The organism is uncultured Phenylobacterium sp. (genome assembly GCF_902826855.1).
Classification (GTDB): domain Bacteria; phylum Pseudomonadota; class Alphaproteobacteria; order Caulobacterales; family Caulobacteraceae; genus Phenylobacterium.
Genome location: NZ_CADEGK010000093.1, coordinates 1 through 17,860, shown reverse-complemented (window position 1 = coordinate 17,860; position 17,860 = coordinate 1). Strand labels below are relative to the sequence as shown.

Genomic DNA, 17,860 nt, shown 5'->3' with positions numbered 1-17,860 from the left:
GCACCTGGGTGGCGAACTCACGGTCGGTCATCTCTGCCAGCGCGGCGTCCAGCGGCAGCACATAGAGCATGTCGACGCCCAGCTTCTCCAGCGCGCGCGCCTGCTGGTCCGGCTTCATCAGGCGGAACAGCGGCTCGTCAGGCCGGAAGTAGTGCCGGGGATGCGGGTCGAAGGTGATCACGCCCAGGGGGGCGCCGAGCGCGGCTGCGGCCTTGGCCGCCAGTCCGATCACCTGCTGGTGGCCGCGGTGGACGCCGTCGAAGTTGCCCATGGCGACGGATGCGCCACGGTCGCCGTCGCTCAGTTCCTTCCAGCCGCGGATGACCCGGATGCGCTTCATGCGCCCTGTATAATCACGCCGGGCGGCGAGGCGCGATCACCAAAGCTTCGCCATCGATGACGGTCTTGCCGCTGACCTCACACACGGTGTCGAGGGTGACGTGGCCGCGGCTGGCGTCCAGCGTCTTCACCGTCACCCGTGCGACCACCAGGTCCCCGATCCGTACGGGCCGGCGGAACCGCAGCGACTGCGAAAGGTAGATGCATCCCGGTCCCGGCAGCCGCCCGCCCAGGACGGCCGAGATGTAGGAGGCCGACAGCATTCCGTGGGCGATGCGCTCGCCGAATGTCGTGGTCTTGGCGTAGGCGTCGTCGAGATGGACAGGGTTGATGTCGCCCGACACCTCCGCGAACGCCTCGATGTCGGCGGCGCCCACCACCCGGCTCATCTCGGCGCTTTGGCCGACGCTCAATTCGTCGAAGTACAATCCCTGCACGCTGGTTCCCCCCTTGTGTGTTGTCCTCGGCGTTCTCCGCCGTCCCCGGAGCCGTGCATCTCCGGCGGACGACGCGCGCCGCTACCAGACAATATCAGCCATGGCCCAGGTCGCCGTCAGGCCCTCTTGCCGCAGGAGGTCCTTCACGACTGCGGCATTCAGTCCCGCCGGGCCGACGGTCTCGCCGCCGTGGATGCCGTTGGCGACGAACAGCACGTCCAGGCCGCGGGCGTTGGCGCCGCGGATGTCGGTCGGCAGGCCATCGCCGACGCAGAGGACGCGGGCGGGATCGAGGGGCCGCCCGAGCTGCGCCGCCGCGTCCGCCAGCGCCATGTCGTAAATCGGTGGGTGCGGCTTGCCGGCCATGATCGAGCGGCCGCCCAGCGCGGTGTAGAGCTCCGCCAGCGCCCCGCCGCAGTAGATCAGCTTGTCGCCCCGTTGCACCACGATGTCGGGATTGGCGCAGATCAGCTCCAGGCCGCGCGCCACGCAGCCCGCGAAGCGGTCGCGGTAGTCGAGCGGCTCCTCCCGTTCGTCGTCATAGGGACCGGTCACCGAGATGAAGGCGGCGTCTGCTGGCTCGGCAAAGCGCAGGCCCAGGCCCTCGTAGAGCACCGCGTCCCGCTCCGGCCCGATCGCCCAGACGGGTCCAGGCGCACGCTCGGCCAACAGCGCGCGGGTGGCGTCGCCCGACGTGACCAGCTTCGTCCAGGCGGCGCGCGGCACGAGAAGGCTGTCCAGTTGCTCGACGATCGGCGGGTGCGGCCGCGGGGCGTTGGAGATCAGGATCACCGGCCCAACCTCGGCCCGGAACCGCGCCAGCGCCGCGCAGGCCTCGGGGAAGCTCTCGCGCCCGTTGTGGATCACCCCCCACACGTCGCACAACAGCACGTCGTAGCGCGTGGCGAGTTCGCGCAGGCCGGAGATCACGGTGGGGGAGGTCATCTTGGGGCGGCGGTATCGGCCGCCGCCGCCTGCGTCAATGCGCCTTACCCCACCGCGGCGCGGCGTTGGGGCATCTGGACGACCGTGGAGGGCGGGGCGCCGGCTTCGCTCAGCACCGAGTCCTTGATGGCGCGCGGCTCGCCGAACAGGTGGCCTTGGGCGAGGCCGATATCGAGGTCGAGGATGTCGATCACCTGACGCTCGTTCTCGACCTTCTCGGCGATCAGCTCGACGCCGTAGCGGCGCATGAGCAGCGCGAAGTCCTCGGCGGCGAGGTCTGGCAGCGAGCGCAAGACCAGGCGGTCGTCCACCTCGGTGAGCTCGTCCAGCAGCGTCTGGGCCGCGACTTTCACGAACTTCACGTCGGCGCGGGTCAGGTCCTGCAGGTCCAGGTCGAGGTCGGTGACCTTGTCGATGGAGAAGCGGAAGCCCAGGTCGGCCAGGCGTGCCATGTTGCGGGCCTGCACGCCGGTGCGCTGCTCGAATGCCGCCTGGCCGATCTCGAAGATCAGCGCCGGTGCCAGGTCGCGATTGGCGCGCAGCAGATCGTGGAACTGCGGGAAGAAGTCCTCGTCGCCGAGGCTCGCCATCGAGATGTTGCAGAAAATCCCGACCTGCCGATCCCGCTGGGCCAGCCGGCGCACGATCTGCACGCAGCGGAACAGCAGGAGGTTGTCTATGGCGGTCATCAGGCCGGCGGGCTCGGCGACCGCCAGGTACTCCGCCGGCATGATCACCGCGCCGGAGGCGTCACGCAGGCGCGAGTAGCTCTCGTAGTAGGTGGTCCGGCGCTGCGGCAGGCCCACGACTGGCTGCAGGTAGAGGTCGACACGGTTCTGGGCCAGCGCCTCGCGGACGATTTCCATCATGCCCTGCGGCCTTGGCGCGGCCGCCCCATCGCGGGCGGCGACGTAGGCGACCTCGCGCGGCTCGTCGAACCGGCGGCTCATCTTCTGGACGAGGTCTTCCAGCATGTGGACCTCGTCGGTCAGCTCGGCGCCGCGGGTCAGGTCGAATTCAACCGCACGGGCCACGTCGGTCAGGCGGCCATCGAGGCCCAGCACCTGGTCGAGCAGGATCCGGTGGGCGTCGCGCACGGCTTCCACTTCGCCGCGCATGTCGCGCATCTCCAGGAAGCGCATCACCATGCCGTGGGAGGCGAGGCAGAGGCCCACGCAACCGATCAGCGCCGACACCGCCACGCCCCAGCCGGCGCCGTTGCGCCACAGCGTCAGCGCCACGATCAGCGAGAGGCACGCGTAGGTGGCGAGAAGTAGCGCGAGGGTCAGCCGCCGCATGGATCCTGTTCCGAATCGCCGGGAGTATCCGTCGCGGACTCCAGGCTCGTCGAACTCATTAACCATGCGGCGAGTTCGGGATTGGTTAACGCCGAATCGGCAGCAGCCGGCGCAGGTCCGGGTCACGCAGCCACAGGCCGCCCCAGGCGAAGACCGCGAGGTAGGGGCCGAACAGCAGGTGAGAAAAGATGGGATTGCCGTTCAGGAGGTGGACCGCGCAGGTCCCCCCCATCAGCGCGGTCACCAGCACCGCGCCCAGCACCGCCGTCCGAGGGAAGAGGTACAGCGCCAGGATCACGGCCTCCATCACGCCGATGCCGAACCCGCTGCCGGCCGGCAGGCCGAGGGCAGCGGCGCTCTTGGCGACCTCGGGATGGCCGACCAGCTTGATGCCGGCGTCGAAGATCATGAAGGCGGCGAACAGGCCGGTGAGCGTCCAGCCGGCGATCGTCTGGATCCTACCCTGGTCAGGCGCGGGCGTGTCGCTGATGACGGTCATCGTGTGTCAGGTCCCTGGCTGAATGAGGCTCGCTCGCCCGCCGGCGAGCGAGCGCCGCCCGTTTCGCGAGCGCGTCCTACGCGCCCGGTTGGTTGAACGCCCAGATCACGCCAAACGGGTCGCGGACCTGGCTCCAGGTGTCGCCCCAGAACATCTTCTGTACCGGGACTGTCCCCTCGCACCCGGCGGCGACGGCGCGGTCGAACCAGGCCTGGGCGTCATCGACCATCAGCTGCATCGTGAAGGCGGCCGGGGTTTCCTTGGGGTGGCCCTGCTCGGCGTAGAAGTCGCCGAGCATCACCGAACTGCCGTTGATGTGGAGGTGGACGTGCATGGTCCGCCCCTGCTCGTCCGCAGGATGGGCGAAGACGGTCTGGGTGCCGAACGCCGTCTCGTAGAACGTCGCGGCCTTGAGCGCGCCGTCGATGGCAAGGTAGGCGACGACGCCGCCCTTGGTTTCGATCTGGGGCATCGTGGGGGTCTCGAGAGTTTCGGACACAGCGTCCTCCCGTGTTGCTTCTGTCCCTAGGACGGAGAGCGCCGCGACGACCCGACAGCCCGCCGTGATTATTTTGGCTCATGGCCGGCGGCGAGCCGATCCAGGTGATGGCGGATGTGCGCGGCCTCGGCGGCGGTGTTGGCTAGCGAGATGGCCTTGTCGAAGGCGCAGCGCGCCGCGTCGTGGCGGCCCAGCTCCAGGTTCAGCGCCCCGGTGAGGCCGTGGAAATGGAAGTAACCGGATAGACGCTCGCCCAGCGGCGCGATCATCTCCAGCGCGGCTTCCGGTCCGGCGACCTTGTTGACCGCCACAGCGCGGTTGAGCGTCACGATCGGCGAGGCCGTCAGTCGTTCCAGGGTCGCGTAAAGCTGGTCGATCTCGGCCCAGTCGGTGTCGGCGGGCGTAGCCGCGCGGTCATGCAGCGCGGCGATGGCGGCCTGCACCTGATACTCGCCGGGACGGCGGTGCCGCATGGCCTTGTCGATCAGCGCCAGGCCCTCGGCGATCATCTTGCGGTCCCACAGGCCTCGGTCCTGGTCGTCGAGCAGGACGATCTGGCCCTCGCCGTCGAACCGCGCCGGCGTCCGCGCGTGCTGCAGCAACATGAGGGCCAGGAGGCCCATGATCTCGGGCTCGGCCTGGTAGAGGCGCAGCAGGAGCCGCGTCAGCCGGATCGCCTCGCCCGCGAACTGGGCGCGGTCGGGATTGTCCGGGGCGGAATAGCCCTCGTTGAAGACGAGGTAGAGCATCTTCGCCACGGCCGCGAGCCGCTCGGCGCGCTCGACGGGGCCCGGTGTCTCGAACCCCGCGTCCCCTGCGCCGATGCGGGCCTTGGCCCGGGTGATCCGCTGTTCCATCGCCGCCTCGCCCACGACGAAGGCGCGGGCGATCTGCCTCAGCGGGATGCCGGAGACGATGCGCAGGGCCAGCGCGATCTGCTGGGCGGGCGGCAGGTCCGGGTGGCAGCAGATGAACAGGAGGCGCAGGACGTCGTCGCGGTAGTCGCCGCTGTCGATCCGCTCGGCTGTGCGCTCCTCCACGTCTTCCAGGTCGGAGATCGCGGCCTCGTCCGGCAACTCGGTCTGGCGCGCGCGCTTGCGCACGCCGTCCAGGGCGGCGTTGCGGCCGACCATGATCAGCCAGGCGGCGGGATCGCGTGGCGGGCCGTTCTTCGGCCAGGCGCCCAGCGCGCGCAGGCAGGCGTCCTGGAACGCCTCCTCGGCGGTGTCCAGGTCGCGGAAATAGCGGAGCAGCGCCCCGACCGCCTGGGGACGGGCAGCGATGATGGCCGCGTCGATCCAGGCCGCGTCGTTCATGCGGCGTGGTCCGTGGCGCCGAGCGGCTGGCCGGGGTTGTACACGGCGAGCGGGCGGATCTCATAGGCCCCGCCAGGATTGGCGGCGCCCAGCTGCTTGGCGATCCCGAGGGCCTCATCGAGGTCGGCGACGTCGACGATGTAGAAGCCCAGCAGCTGTTCCTTGGTCTCCGCGTAGGGCCCGTCGATGATCAGCGGCGGGTCGGACTTGCGCAGGGTGGTCGCCGCCGTGGTGGGCAGGAGGCGCAGTGACGGCCCGAGCTTGCCTGCGGCCTCCAGCGGGGCCCGCACGGCGGCCAGCGCCGCCATGACCTCGCCGTCCTGCTTCCGGTCCAGGGCCCAGACGGTGTCCTCGTCGTTGTAGCAGAGCAGCGCATAGAGCATCGGCAGGCCTCCTGATCCGGTCCTAGGACGGACGAGGATACGCGGGGCCGACAGGTGGTGGCAAAACGCCTCCCATTCCGGAAGGGAACGGCGGTGGCGCCTACCGCGTCGGGACGGGCGTGTCGCCCCGGTAGTCGTAGAAACCGCGGCCGGACTTGCGGCCCAGCCAGCCGGCCTCGACGTACTTCACCAGGAGCGGGCACGGCCGGTACTTGGAGTCGGACAGGCCCTCGTAGAGCACGTTCATGATCGACAGCACCGTATCCAGGCCGATGAAGTCGCCCAGCTCCAGCGGGCCCATGCGGTGGTTGGCGCCCAGGCGCATGGCGGTGTCGATGGCGTCGACGGTGCCCACGCCCTCATAGAGGGTGTAGATCGCCTCGTTGATCATCGGCATCAGCATGCGGTTGACGATGAAGGCCGGGAAGTCCTCGGCGTTCGAGGTGGTCTTGCCCAGGGACTGGGCGAAGCTGACGGCGACCTCGTAGGTCTCCGGTCCCGTGGCGATGCCGCGGATGATCTCCACCAGCTTCATCACCGGCGCCGGGTTCATGAAGTGCAGGCCGATGAACTTGTCCGGACGGTCGGTGGCCGAGGCGAGGCGGGTGATGGAGATCGACGAGGTGTTGGAGGCCAGGAGGGTGTTCGGCCCCAGGTGTGGGCCTAGCGCCTTGAAGATGTTCTTCTTGGTCTCTTCGTTCTCGGTGGCCGCCTCAATGGCGAGGTCGGTGGTCCCGATGGTCTGCAGTTCGGCGGCAGGCTTGATCCGCGCCATCGCCGCCTCCATGGCGGCCGGCTCGATGATCCCGCGAGCCACCTGCCGGGTCATGTTCTTCTCGATCTGGGCGAGGCCCTGCGTGATCCGTTCCGGACTCACGTCATGGAGCAGGACGTCATAGCCGCCGAGGGCGACCACGTGGGCGATGCCCGACCCCATCTGCCCGGCGCCGATGACCCCTACCGTCTTGATGTCAACCACAGGCCTCAATCCCCTGAGCGGCTAGTGCTCATTTTCGTGGCAGCTTTCTAACACGCGCATGGCGCGGTGCGGCAAGATGTTTGCTGCGTCGCAAAAGATCGGCAACCCTTGCAGGCATGAAAAAGGGGCAGGCCCGCAGGCCTGCCCCCAATCGTTCGACGCCAGGTTGTGTCTCGGACTACTTCCCGGCGGCTTCCAGCGCGGCCATCAGCTCCGGCACGGCGGTCTTGTAGTCCGAGACCAGGCCGAAGTCGGCGACCTGGAAGATCGGCGCGTCGCCGTCCTTGTTGATCGCGACGATGACCTTGGAGTCCTTCATGCCGGCCAGGTGCTGGATCGCGCCTGAGATGCCGATGGCGATGTAGAGCTCCGGCGCCACCACCTTGCCGGTCTGGCCGACCTGATAGTCGTTGGGCGCGTAGCCCGCGTCCACCGCGGCGCGCGAGGCGCCAACGGCGGCGCCCAGCTTGTCGGCCAGGGGCTCGATCACCTTCTGGAACTCCTCGGCGGAGCCCATGGCGCGGCCGCCGGAGACCACGATCTTGGCGGCGCCCAGGTCCGGGCGGGCCGATTTGACGATCTTCTGGTCGACGAAGTGTACCTTCGCGGGCGCGCCGGGGGCCGGAACGCTCTCGGTCGCGGCAGAGCCGCCATCCGCCGCCGCCTTGAAGGCGGTGGGGCGGACGGTCAGCACCTTCTTGGCGTCGGCCGACTGCACCGTCTCCAGCGCGTTGCCGGCGTAGATCGGGCGCACGAAGGTGTCGGCCGACACGACCTCGATCACCTCGGAGATTTGCGCCACGTCCAGCTTGGCGGCGACACGGGGGCTGAAGTTCTTGCCCTGGGCGGTGGCCGGGATGAGCACGGCGTCGTAGCCGCCCATCAGGCCGACGATCAGGTCGCCCACCGCCTCGGCCAGGCCCTGGCCCAGCTCGGCGGATTCGGCGGTCAGCACCTTGCGCACGCCCGCGATCTTGGCGGCCGCGGCGGCGATTTCGCCCACCTTGGCGCTCGCGACCAGCACGTCCACGTCGCCCGACATGGCGAGCGCGGCGGTGACCACCTTGTGGGTGTTGTCCTTCAGGGACGCATTGTCATGGTCGGCGACGACGAGAACGGCCATTTAGAGGACCCCCGCGGTCTTGAGGTTGGTGACGAGGTCGCCGGCGGTCTCCACCTTGATCCCGGCGCTGCGCTTGGCCGGCTCGGTGACCTTGACGACCTTGAGGCGCGGCTTGGTGTCGACGCCGAGCGAGCCCAGCTCCTTCACCGCCAGTTCCTTCTTCTTGGCCTTCATGATGTTGGGCAGGGAGGCGTAGCGCGGCTCGTTCAGGCGCAGGTCGGCGGTCACGATCGCCGGCAGGTTGACCTCCAGCGTCTGCAGGCCGCCGTCGACCTCACGGGTCACCTTGGCCTTGCCGCCTTCGACTACGACTTCGGAGGCGAAGGTAGCCTGCGGCCAGTCGAGCAGGGCCGAGAGCATCTGGCCGACGGCGTTGTTGTCGCCGTCGATGGCCTGCTTGCCCATCAGCACCAAGTCGGGGCTTTCCTCACCGATGATGGCCTGCAGCACCTTGGCCACCGCCAACGGCTCCAGGTCCTGGTCGGACTGCACGAGGATCGCGCGGTCGGCGCCCATGGCCAGCGCCGTGCGCAGAGTCTCCTGCGCCTGTTGCGGGCCGATGGAGACGGCGACCACCTCGGTGGCCACGCCCTTTTCCTTCAGCCGCACCGCCTCCTCGACGGCGATCTCGCAGAAGGGGTTCATCGACATCTTCACATTGGCGAGGTCGACACCCGTCTGGTCGGACTTCACCCGAGCCTTGACGTTGTAGTCGATCACCCGCTTGACCGGGACCAACACCTTCATGGGTCGCTAGCGCCTCGTATTTTGCGTTGCGGAACGAAATGAGCCGGAGGGGCAATAGCGGTTCCGCCGCGGTTTGCAAGCGCACGGCCCCACGCGGGCCCGCACTGCGGCGGCTAGTCAGGCCCGCACTTACTTATGTAAAAGGCGGGCCATGAACCCGAATATCGAGCGCCTGAAGCTGATCTTCGTCGCCGTCTTCGCCGTCGCCGTGGTTGGCGTGGCGGTCTGGCAGGTCGGCTGGATAATGCCGCAGAAGAAGTGCGAGGCGTTGCACCGCTGGTGGGATGCGGGCCAGAGGGTCTGCGCCATGCCGGTGATGGTCACCGACTACACTCGCCGCCCGGCCGCCGACAAACAGGCCGAAGCCGCCGCCAAGGCCGCCATCGGGCGAGGGCCGGCGAAGAACTAGCGCGTCGCGCCCGACTTCCAGAAGACCTCGGCCTTGCCTCCGTCGTTGGCCCATCGGGCGGCCACGAAGAGGAAGTCGGAGAGCCGGTTCAGGTAGCGCATCGCGGGCCCGCTCACCGGCTCGCCGCTCTCCGCCAGCCGCACCGCTTCGCGCTCGGCGCGGCGGCTGACCGTTCGGGCCAGGTGCAGCGCCGCCGCCGCTGCGGTTCCGCCAGGCAAAATGAATGACTGCAAGGCCGGCAGCCGGTCATTCAGGCTGTCGAGCTCGGTCTCCAGTCGCGCCACCTGGCTGTCGAGGATGCGCAGCTTCGCGCCCTCCGCCTCGTCCGGCTTGGCCGGCGTCGCGAGGTCCGCGCCAAGGTCGAACAGCTCGTTCTGGATGCGGCCCAGCATGGCGTCGAGTTCGGGGTCGGCGCCGAGGTGGACTCGCGCCAGCCCCACGCAGGCGTTGGTCTCGTCCACCGCCCCGTAGGCCTCGACCCGGAGGTCGGACTTGCTGACCTGGGCCCCGCTGGCCAGCCGGGTGGTCCCCGCGTCGCCGGTCCGGGTGTAGATGCGATTCAGCGTGACCATGGTGGCCTCAGGTCTGGCCCCGCCACCAGACGGCGGCCACGAGCACGACAATGGCGATGAACTGCGTCAGGACCCGCAGCCGCATCAGCTTGTTTGAGTAGGAGCGTCCGAACGCCCCGCCGCGGAACAGCGAATAGATCCCGAGCGCCAGCACGATGCTGACCGCCGCCAGGGCCGCGAAGATCAAATAGTCGAAGACGTCCATGATTGGGACCTTACGCCGCAGGCCACAGGGTCGCCACAACCCGGACAAGGTATATTTTAAACTTGACTTGACGCGGGTCGATCATGCTCAACGAGCGCTGGTTCGGCCACATCCGCAAGATCGGAAGCCGGCGAGACCCTTTGTCAAATAAGGGCTTAGGCTTTCCGGTCTGGCGGCTTCGTGACCGAAGATCTGCAAATTTGCGGCCGGGTAGAATTCCCAGCGTCGCAGTTTGTCGAACATGTTCACTGCCGGTCTCCTCCTCCCTGAGATCGGTTCCCTTCCAAGACGCTGGTCTCCCCACCGGCGAACTCCAAGAGCAGAATGAAGCACATCTCCCCCAACCTGGTGGCCGCCGACATCCCGGCGCGTCCTCCCACCCGCCGTGCGCTGGCCAAGCAACAGACCCGCGAGAAGGTCCTCGCCGCCGCTCGCCGGCTCTTCAGCGAAGAAGGCTACGAGGGCGCTACGATCCGCGATATCGCCGCGGCCGCCGGCATGTCCACCGGCGCTGTCTTCGCCAATTTCAGCGACAAGTCCGACCTGTTCCGCGAGATCATGGCGGACGACATGGAATCGCTGCGCGGCGCCATGCGCGATGCCGCCACCCGCGGGCGCACCCTTGAAGACGCGGTGCTCAAGGTCTTCATGGCCGGCTACACCTTCTACAAGTCTCGCCTGCAGCTGGCCCGTGCGGCCTTCAGCGTGTCGTGGGACAAGGACGGTGGTCCGACCCTGCGCGGCCTGCCCTCCTCGGTAGCCTTCCATGAGATCTTTGCCGAGCAGATGGACGCCGCGGTGGAACGCGGCGAACTCGGCGAGGAGGCCGAGGTGAAGCTGCGCGCCCAGATGCTCTTCGACACCTACCTCTCGAACTTCCCGCAGGCGATATTCGAAGGCTGGAGCCTGGATGCGCTGCAGAGCCGGTCGCGAGACCAGATCCGCATCATCCTGGCAGGCGCGCGGCGGAGCTGATCGCGAAGAGCGCATGACGACGGATGCCGAAAGTCCTCCCGCGGCGTCGCCGCCCGCCCGGTGGTCGCAGAAGGAAGCGACGCGCCAGCGCGTGATCGACGCCGCGAGGGACCTCTTCGATACCCACGGCTACCAGGGCACGACGATCCGCGAGATCGCGCGCCATGCCGGCGTTGCCGTGGGCAGCGTCTTCACCACCTTCGCCTCCAAGGGCGAGATCCTGTCGGAGGTGATGGCGACCCGGCTGGCTGCGCTTTGCGCGGAGATCGGCCGGCTCAGCCCGCACATCCACGGCTCGACCGCGGACCGACTGCGCACGATGTTCGCCGTCCACTTCGAGTTCGAGGCCAGGCAGACCCGGCTCTTCCTGGCCCACGTGGCGGCCGCCTACGACTGGACTCTCACGCCCGGGGCTCAGCCCTACGGTCGCAACGCGCACTTCCAGGAGGTCATCAAGGCCACGCTGGCCCGCGGCGTGGCGCAGGGCGACGTGCGGTCCGACGCCGATCCTCAGGAGGTCGTGGACCTGCTGATGGCGGCCTACGCCTGGACGTGGCGTCTGGTGATCACCGAGAGCGCCGACGTCAAGGCGATGATCGCCGTCATGGACCGCCAGATCGGTCTCGTCGCGGGGGGCTTCACGCCGAAGAGCTGAGGCCCGGACCCCGCCTTCGCGGGGATGAGCTGGCGTTCCGCGCTCGCTCAGTTCGCGCCCTCCAGCAGGCGGCGCGCGATCACCTGGGCCTGTATCTCGCCGGCGCCCTCGAAGATGTTGAGGATGCGCGCGTCGGCCAGGACGCGGCTGACCGGCTGCTCGGTGGCGAAGCCCGTGCCGCCGTGGATCTGCACGGCGTTGTCGGCGGCCGCCCACGCCACCCGCGCGGCCACCAGCTTGGCCATGCCGGCCTCCAGGTCACAGCGGCGACCCTCATCCTTCGACCGCGCCGCATACCAGGCCAGCCGACGCGCGCCGAGGATCTCGGCGGCCATCATGGCGAGCTTGTTGGCGACCCTCGGGAACTGCGCGATGGGCTGGCCGAACTGCTTGCGGGTCAGCGCGTAGTCCAGCGCCAGATCCAGCGCGTTCTGCGCCACCCCGATGGCCCGCGCCGCGGTCTGGATGCGGGCGCTCTCGAAGGTGGCCATCAGCTGGCTGAAGCCCTGGCCCTCCCGCCCGCCCAGCAAGGCGGCATGCGGGACCTCGAAGCCGTCGAAGGCGATCTCGTATTCCTTCATTCCGCGATAGCCGATCACCCCGATCTCGCCGCCGCCCATGCCGGGCGCGGGGAAGGGCTCCTCCGGCGTCCCGCGCGGCTTCTGCGCCAGGAACATCGATAGGCCGCGGTGGTCCTTGCTGGCCGGATCGGTGCGGACCAGCAGCGTCATCAGGTCGGCGCGCGCCGCGTGGGTGATCCAGGTCTTCGCCCCGTAGATGCGCCAGACGTCGCCTTCACGCACCGCCCGGGTCCGCAGCGCCCCCAGGTCCGATCCGGTCTCCGGCTCGGTGAACACCGCCGTCGGGATGGTTCGACCGCTGGTGATCCCCGGCATCAGGCCGGCCTTCTGGTCGTCGGTCCCGTGGGTCAGGATCAACTCGGCGGCGATTTCCGACCGCGTGCCCAGGGAGCCCGCCCCGATCCAGCCGCGCGACAGCGCCTCGGTGACGACGCACATGGCCACCTTGCCCAGGCCCGAGCCGCCCCAGTCCTCCGGGGCGGTGAGGCCGAACACGCCCAGGTCGCCCAACTCCTCCAGGAGGGACAGCGGGATCAGCTTGTCGCGCAGGTGCCAGCCGTGGGCGCGCGGCGTGATCTTCTGCGCCGTGAAGGCGTAGAACTGGTTGCGCACCGCCTCGAGCGTCTCGTCCAGGCCGCTGGCCTCCAGCGAGGGCCGTCCCCGCGCGTGGTCCAGGAGCTCGACGATCCTCGTCTTGGTAGCCTGCGCCGCTACCGGCCGCAGGCGGCCGATAAGATGCGTCAGCCGTTCGGCCGGCGCGAACACGTCGGCGGGCCGGAACATCTCTCCCTGGCTCATCGGGATGCCGCCGACCATCTGGCTCAGGTACTCGTGGGCGAGGAGTTGTGCGGGCAGCGCCTCAGCCTCGCCCAGCCGCCCTTGCGCCGCCAGGGCCTTGGCCCAGTCCGCGGTCTGGCGCAGGGTTTCGGCATACGACGCCGACCACGCCAGCCCGTGGGCCACATGCTGCTCGGCGTCGAGGGCGGCGCGGTCGAGCCGGTCGTCCTTCTTCACTCGCCCGCCCACGGCGCTGGACACCGCCCCCACCAGGGCGGCGGCTTCGTTGGCGGCGCGATCCAGCACGTCGGGCAGGTCAGGCAGGATAAGGCTCATGCGCTCACAATACCCAGCTTCTCGCCCGTTTCGCCCTGTGCAGCCCCTTGTCTTGCAAGGGTTCACCGGGCTTTGGTCAAGCCATATCAAAACAGGAAGCGGCCGCCATGCTCGTCGTTCACCACCTGAACAATTCCCGCTCTCAGCGCGTCCTTTGGATGCTGGAGGAGCTGGGCGCGCCCTACGAGATCAAGCACTACGCCCGCGACGCCACCACCAACCTGGCCCCGCCCGAGCTGTCGGCCGTGAGCCGCCTGGGCAAGTCGCCGGTGATTACCGACGACGGCCTCACGGTCATCGAGTCGGGCGCCATCATCGACTACATCCAGCGTCACTACGGCAAGGGCCGCTTGGCGCCGGCGATGGGGAGCGCGGATTACGAGGCCTATAACCAATGGCTGCACTACGCCGAGGGCTCGGCCATGCTGCCGTTGATGATGGCCTTGTACGTCGGACGGCTCGGCGAGGCCGGTGCGCCGTTGCAGCCGCGCATCGACAGCGAGACGGCCAACCACCTGGGCTACCTGGACGCCGCGCTGGCCGGCCGAGATTGGCTTGTGGGCTCCGACATCACCGCGGCCGACGTGCAGATGAGCTTCGTCGGCGAGGTCACCGTCTCGCGCGGCGCCGGGGCGCAGTACCCGAACATCCAGCGCTGGGTCGATCGCTTCCAGGCCCGCCCCGCCTACCGCCGCGCCCTGGAAAAGGGCGGGCCGTACGCGATGGGACCGAAGGCCTGAGGGTCACTCGAACGGCGGGAAGTCGTCGTCGAGGACGCCGTCCAGGTAGTCGAACACCGTGGCCTTCAACGAGGCGTGCGGGATGGCGGAGAAGTGGTCGCAGCCGGTCAGGGTGACGCCCTTGCCGTTCGGGAACAGCCGCGCCAGCTCCTCGGGGTCGCCGGCCAGGTCGTCGCCCTGGCCAGCCACCACCAGCACGGGCATTCTCAAAGCCGCCAGGTCGGTCCGCTCCAGGGCCGGGCTCTCCGCCTTGGAGAACGCGACCAGGGCCAGGCGGTCCTCGCCCTGCTCGTCGGCGAATTGGCGGAAACTCTTGAGGAATTCGTTTTTGATGCCGGCCGGGTCTTCCGCGGCCATGGCCGTGACGATGGTTTCGTCGCCGGTGGGCAGGCGGGTCTCGAACAGTTTACCGCCCACTCCGCCCAGCATCAGGTGGTTCACCCGGTCAGGCGCGTCCATGGCCAGCTGGATCGCGGTGCGCGTCCCCATGGAGTAGCCGAAAACCTCGCACCGGCCGACCCCCAGGTGGTCCAGCAGCGCCAGGGCGTCCGCAGCCAGCGCCTGGCGGCCATAGTCGGCAGGATCGTGCGACTTCACGCTCTCGCCGTGGCCCCGTTGGTCGAGTGCGATCACCCGGAAGCCCCGCCGCTCCAGGGCCTGATACCAGCCGGTGCGCTTCCAGCCCTCGTTGCGGTTCGAGGCGAAGCCGTGGAGCAGCAGGATGGTCCGCTCGGCCGGTCCCGGCGGGGCGATGTCGTCGTAGGCGATGGAGACGCCGTTCAAGGTCGCGCTTGGCATGGCGCGAACCCTACGGTCATGGCGGCTCGCCCGTCCACTCCCAGTGCCACGGCTCGAACGGGTAGTTCACGAACCCGAAGCGCCCGGCGTTGGCGACCAGCCAGCGGTAGGTGGCCGTGCGGCTCATGTGCAGCCGGTTGGGGTCGGCCGAGGAGTCCACGGTGAACCCCGGCGCGTGTCCCAGCGTGATGTCCGCCGCCAGGCCGGTGCGATGGGCGGAGCAGCGGGCGCGCACGACGCCGTCGCAGTTCCCATCCGCCTCGCAACGGGCGGCGTCGGCGGCGGGACTGCGGTAGCCCGAGAAGATGGTCAGCATCTGCGGGTCCGCCGCGGCCTCAGGGACCTCCGCGCGAGCGGCCGCCACCATCCGGCGGTAAGCCTCCAACGCGCGGGGCCGCATCCACACCTGCTTGCCGCTGAAGCCCTCGCTGGGTTTGGCGGCGGTGACGAGGTCCGGGGTTCCCGGGCAGGTCCCGAACGAGGTGAAGCGGACGAACTCCCGCCTGGTCTGCACGATGCCCTTCATCGCCACGAAGACCGTCTCGCTGACCACTCCGTCGGAGCCCTGGCTGTTGGCGCGCTGCCAGGCGGCCAGGGCGGCGGCGAAGCCCTCGGAATTCGGCGGGCAGGTGGAGGCGATCTCGTGCTGGATCAGGGGGACGTAGGTCTCCCAGCCGGCTTCGGGGCGGCCGAACGGCGACCAAGCCAGGGTCCGCAGCGAATTGGCGTTGGTCTGCGCCGCTGTGGTCCAGCCGGAAGCGCGGCAGTCTGCGCTGACGGGCTGGGGCGTGTTCGGCGGCTGCTCGGCCGCGAACGGCCCTTCAGCGCCGGCTTGGCCCGGGGGCCCCTGGGCGGCGGTGAGCGGTGAGCAGCCCGTCACCCGCGCGAACAGCAGCGCCAGCAGAACCACCGCCGCGGCCGAGGCGCCCAGGAACCGCATCACGTCTCGAAGCTTCATCATCCCGCCGCCAGTAGCGCGCGGTGGAAACGCCGAGGTCCAGCATGAAGTTCGCAAGCGTCACCATAAGCGCGACGGCCGCCCTCGCGCTCTGCGCGTGCGAAATCCGCGCGCCGCAAGAGGCGACCGATCCGAACGCCGCCCCGGCGCCGGCCCCCGTTGCCGCGGCGACGCCCGTCTCCGAGCCGCAAATGCTGGAGGTTCCGCCGGCCACGCCGTCGGCGTCGCCGCTCGCCAAGCCGGTGGACGCCGCCGCTTGGACCGAGGCCCCGCCGACCCCGCAGGCCCGCCGTGACATGATGATCCGCGCCCAGGTCCTGCTCGACCGCGCCCATGTTTCACCGGGCGTCATCGACGGGCGAGACGGCGAGAACGTCGCCAACGCCGTGGCCGCCTATGAGCGCCTCCAGGGTCTAGCGCCCGACGGCAAGCTGGACGAAGCGGTCTGGGAGAAACTCACCGCCGACGCCGGGCCGGTCCTGACCGACTATACGATCACCGAGGCGGATGTGGCCGGCCCGTTCACGCCGCAGATCCCCAAAGACTACGAGGACATGGCCAAGCTGGACCGCCTGGGGTACGCGAATCCGCTCGAGGCGCTGGCCGAACGGTTCCACATGGACCAGGCCCTGCTCACCGCGCTGAACCCCGGCGTCGACTTCACGGCGGCGGGCGCGAAGATCGTCGTCGCCGCCGTCGCGCCACAGACCCTGCCGGCCAAGGTCGCGAGGATCGAGGTGGACAAGGCGATGAAGCAGGTTCGCGCCTATGATTCCGCCGACAAGCTCGTCGCCGCCTATCCCGCCACCGTGGGCTCGACCGAGCTGCCGACGCCCTCGGGTGAACTGGCGGTGCGCACGATCGCGCCGAACCCCACCTGGACCTACGACCCGACGAAGCTGAACTTCGGCCGTAAATCCGCCGGCAAGCTGACCATCAAGGCGGGCCCAAACAATCCGGTGGGCGCCGTCTGGATCGACCTCACCCAGGAGACCTACGGCATCCACGGCGCGCCCGACCCGAAGCTGGTCGGCAAAGTTGCCAGCCATGGCTGCGTGCGCCTGACCAACTGGGATGCGATCCAGCTTTCCAAGGCCGTACAGAAGGGCACGAGGGTGGTCTTCATCGGGGTCGAGGCGAAGACCGGAGCGGGATAGCTTCCCCTCCGAGGGCCTGCGGCAGCCTAGAAATCCACCGCCAGGCCCTTGCGCTCCCAGTCGCCGAACCGGGTGGGCTCGGGACCTTTCGGCCCACCCTGCTCGGGCGCGAGTTGGGCCGCTTCGGCGGCCGTCCGGCGGGCCTCGGCTTCCAGCAGGGCGCGGCGGGCGGCGTCGGTTAGCGGCTTGCCGGGCGCGGCTCCGGGGACTTCCGGTGCGACTTCGGCGGGTGGGGTGTCGTCCATGGCCTACATCTAAGCCCTTGCGCGCGGCGCCCCAAGAGGGCACGCCCCGCGCCGTGAGTTCTCCCCCCGACACTGACGTGGCCGGCCTGCCCGCCCGCGCCGCCGCCCTTGACCTCCTGACCGCCGCGCTTTCGCGCCGCGCCGGGCTGGACGAGGGGCTCAGCCACCCCGCCCTGGCGGCGCTGGCCCCGCGCGACCGCGCCTTCGCCCGCGCGCTGGCCATGGCGACCCTACGCTGGCTGGGGCCGATCGATACCGCCCTCCAGGCCCGACTGAAGAAGCCGCCGCCGGAGGCCATCGTCCACGTCCTGCGCCTGGGTGCGGCCCAGCTGCTCGTCCTGAAGACCCCCGCCCACGCCGCGGTAGGCGCCACCGTGGACCTCGCCGCCGCCCAGCGGGGCGGCCAGGCGTTCAAGGGCCTGGTCAACGCCGTCCTGCGCGGCCTGACCCGCGAGCCTCCGGTGCTGGACGACCCCGGCCTGATGGCTCCGACCTGGCTGCAGGGCCGCTGGCGCGCCGCCTATGGCGAGAGCGAGGCGCAGATGATCTGCGCCATGATCGGCATGGAGCCCGCCACCGACGTCACGCTCAGGGACCCAGGCGATACCGCCGGGCTCGAAGGCGAGGCGCTGCCGGGCGGGAGTGTGCGCGTGGCGCTCAAGGGCGAGGTCTCGGCCTGGCCGGGCTTCGCCGAGGGCCGGTGGTGGGTGCAAGACGCCTCGGCCGCCGTCCCCGCGCGGTTGCTGGACGTGAAGCCCGGCGAGACCGCGCTGGACCTCTGCGCCGCGCCCGGCGGCAAGACGCTGCAACTGGCCGCCGCCGGGGCGAAGGTCACCGCGCTCGACCGCTCGGCGGGCCGCATCAAGCGGGTGGGCGAGAACCTGGCC

General features: G+C 69.5%; 22 protein-coding genes and 1 pseudogene. 6 read left to right on the top strand and 17 right to left on the bottom strand.

What is annotated here, in order from left to right; translation table 11 throughout:
- The 11 genes and pseudogenes from QZV94_RS13810 to QZV94_RS13760 form a co-directional block, all read right to left on the bottom strand.
- Positions 1-340 (bottom strand): annotated as a pseudogene (locus QZV94_RS13810) (bifunctional riboflavin kinase/FMN adenylyltransferase); the annotation flags it as partial.
- Between the two features lie 13 nt (positions 341-353).
- A complete protein-coding gene (locus tag QZV94_RS13805) occupies positions 354-776 on the bottom strand; it encodes a MaoC family dehydratase (RefSeq protein WP_293678486.1) in 423 nt (140 codons plus the stop codon).
- Positions 777-857: 81 nt separating this feature from the next.
- Positions 858-1,721: a TIGR01459 family HAD-type hydrolase gene (locus QZV94_RS13800; RefSeq protein ID WP_293678485.1), complete on the bottom strand. Its 864-nt coding sequence runs from the start codon at positions 1,719-1,721 to the stop codon at positions 858-860.
- Between the two features lie 44 nt (positions 1,722-1,765).
- The gene (locus tag QZV94_RS13795) at positions 1,766-3,019 is read right to left on the bottom strand and encodes an EAL domain-containing protein (RefSeq protein ID WP_293678484.1); all 1,254 of its coding nucleotides are present in this window, start codon (positions 3,017-3,019) and stop codon (positions 1,766-1,768) included.
- A gap of 85 nt (positions 3,020-3,104) precedes the next feature.
- A complete protein-coding gene (locus QZV94_RS13790; RefSeq protein WP_293678483.1) occupies positions 3,105-3,518 on the bottom strand; it encodes a DoxX family protein in 414 nt (137 codons plus the stop codon).
- Positions 3,519-3,594: 76 nt separating this feature from the next.
- Positions 3,595-4,017, bottom strand: a complete 423-nt coding sequence (locus QZV94_RS13785; RefSeq protein WP_293678482.1) for a VOC family protein — start codon at positions 4,015-4,017, stop codon at positions 3,595-3,597.
- A gap of 68 nt (positions 4,018-4,085) precedes the next feature.
- Complete coding sequence (locus tag QZV94_RS13780) at positions 4,086-5,333, bottom strand: RNA polymerase sigma factor (RefSeq protein ID WP_293678481.1); 1,248 nt, start codon at positions 5,331-5,333, stop codon at positions 4,086-4,088.
- Positions 5,330-5,716 carry a YciI family protein gene (locus QZV94_RS13775; protein WP_293678480.1) on the bottom strand — a complete coding sequence of 129 codons (387 nt, stop codon included), beginning with the start codon at positions 5,714-5,716 and terminating at the stop codon, positions 5,330-5,332. Before QZV94_RS13775 ends, QZV94_RS13780 begins: the two co-directional genes overlap by 4 nt.
- 100 nt (positions 5,717-5,816) lie before the next feature.
- Positions 5,817-6,695, bottom strand: coding sequence for a 3-hydroxybutyryl-CoA dehydrogenase (locus QZV94_RS13770; RefSeq protein WP_293678479.1), 879 nt, complete (start codon positions 6,693-6,695; stop codon positions 5,817-5,819).
- Positions 6,696-6,873: 178 nt separating this feature from the next.
- Positions 6,874-7,818 (bottom strand): electron transfer flavoprotein subunit alpha/FixB family protein, encoded by a 945-nt coding sequence (locus tag QZV94_RS13765; RefSeq protein WP_293678478.1) that lies wholly within the window; start codon positions 7,816-7,818, stop codon positions 6,874-6,876.
- A complete protein-coding gene (locus QZV94_RS13760) occupies positions 7,819-8,565 on the bottom strand; it encodes an electron transfer flavoprotein subunit beta/FixA family protein (RefSeq protein ID WP_293678477.1) in 747 nt (248 codons plus the stop codon).
- A gap of 151 nt (positions 8,566-8,716) precedes the next feature.
- On the opposite strand from QZV94_RS13760, the gene QZV94_RS13755 reads away from it, so the two are divergent.
- A complete protein-coding gene (locus tag QZV94_RS13755) occupies positions 8,717-8,974 on the top strand; it encodes a hypothetical protein (protein ID WP_293678476.1) in 258 nt (85 codons plus the stop codon).
- On the opposite strand, the gene QZV94_RS13750 is transcribed toward QZV94_RS13755, so the two are convergent.
- Together QZV94_RS13750 and QZV94_RS13745 are read right to left on the bottom strand one after the other, a co-directional pair.
- On the bottom strand, positions 8,971-9,546 hold the full coding sequence (locus QZV94_RS13750; protein WP_293678475.1) for a cob(I)yrinic acid a,c-diamide adenosyltransferase: 576 nt from the start codon (positions 9,544-9,546) through the stop codon (positions 8,971-8,973). The genes QZV94_RS13755 and QZV94_RS13750 overlap by 4 nt on opposite strands.
- A gap of 7 nt (positions 9,547-9,553) precedes the next feature.
- On the bottom strand, positions 9,554-9,754 hold the full coding sequence (locus tag QZV94_RS13745) for a twin transmembrane helix small protein (protein WP_293678487.1): 201 nt from the start codon (positions 9,752-9,754) through the stop codon (positions 9,554-9,556).
- Positions 9,755-10,075: 321 nt separating this feature from the next.
- Here QZV94_RS13745 and QZV94_RS13740 point away from each other — a divergent pair, with 321 nt between their 5' ends.
- Positions 10,076-10,726, top strand: coding sequence for a TetR/AcrR family transcriptional regulator (locus tag QZV94_RS13740; protein WP_293678474.1), 651 nt, complete (start codon positions 10,076-10,078; stop codon positions 10,724-10,726).
- Between the two features lie 13 nt (positions 10,727-10,739).
- A complete protein-coding gene (locus QZV94_RS13735; RefSeq protein ID WP_293678473.1) occupies positions 10,740-11,381 on the top strand; it encodes a TetR/AcrR family transcriptional regulator in 642 nt (213 codons plus the stop codon).
- A gap of 47 nt (positions 11,382-11,428) precedes the next feature.
- On the opposite strand, the gene QZV94_RS13730 is transcribed toward QZV94_RS13735, so the two are convergent.
- Complete coding sequence (locus QZV94_RS13730; protein WP_293678472.1) at positions 11,429-13,075, bottom strand: acyl-CoA dehydrogenase family protein; 1,647 nt, start codon at positions 13,073-13,075, stop codon at positions 11,429-11,431.
- A 107-nt stretch (positions 13,076-13,182) separates the two neighbouring features.
- Between QZV94_RS13730 and QZV94_RS13725 the strand changes: the two genes are divergently transcribed.
- A complete protein-coding gene (locus QZV94_RS13725; protein WP_293678471.1) occupies positions 13,183-13,815 on the top strand; it encodes a glutathione S-transferase in 633 nt (210 codons plus the stop codon).
- A 3-nt stretch (positions 13,816-13,818) separates the two neighbouring features.
- Here the strand turns inward: QZV94_RS13725 and QZV94_RS13720 are convergent, their stop codons facing one another.
- Together QZV94_RS13720 and QZV94_RS13715 are read right to left on the bottom strand one after the other, a co-directional pair.
- A complete protein-coding gene (locus QZV94_RS13720) occupies positions 13,819-14,613 on the bottom strand; it encodes an alpha/beta hydrolase (protein ID WP_293678469.1) in 795 nt (264 codons plus the stop codon).
- Positions 14,614-14,629: 16 nt separating this feature from the next.
- Positions 14,630-15,574: a D-alanyl-D-alanine carboxypeptidase family protein gene (locus QZV94_RS13715; RefSeq protein ID WP_293678468.1), complete on the bottom strand. Its 945-nt coding sequence runs from the start codon at positions 15,572-15,574 to the stop codon at positions 14,630-14,632.
- 41 nt (positions 15,575-15,615) lie between these two features.
- On the opposite strand from QZV94_RS13715, the gene QZV94_RS13710 reads away from it, so the two are divergent.
- Positions 15,616-16,728 carry a L,D-transpeptidase gene (locus tag QZV94_RS13710; RefSeq protein WP_293678466.1) on the top strand — a complete coding sequence of 371 codons (1,113 nt, stop codon included), beginning with the start codon at positions 15,616-15,618 and terminating at the stop codon, positions 16,726-16,728.
- A 26-nt stretch (positions 16,729-16,754) separates the two neighbouring features.
- Here QZV94_RS13710 and QZV94_RS13705 read toward each other — a convergent pair whose 3' ends face one another.
- Positions 16,755-16,973, bottom strand: coding sequence for a DUF1674 domain-containing protein (locus tag QZV94_RS13705; protein WP_293678465.1), 219 nt, complete (start codon positions 16,971-16,973; stop codon positions 16,755-16,757).
- A 53-nt stretch (positions 16,974-17,026) separates the two neighbouring features.
- Here QZV94_RS13705 and QZV94_RS13700 point away from each other — a divergent pair.
- The coding region (locus QZV94_RS13700) for a transcription antitermination factor NusB (protein WP_293678464.1) at positions 17,027-17,860 on the top strand (834 nt) is incomplete at its 3' end.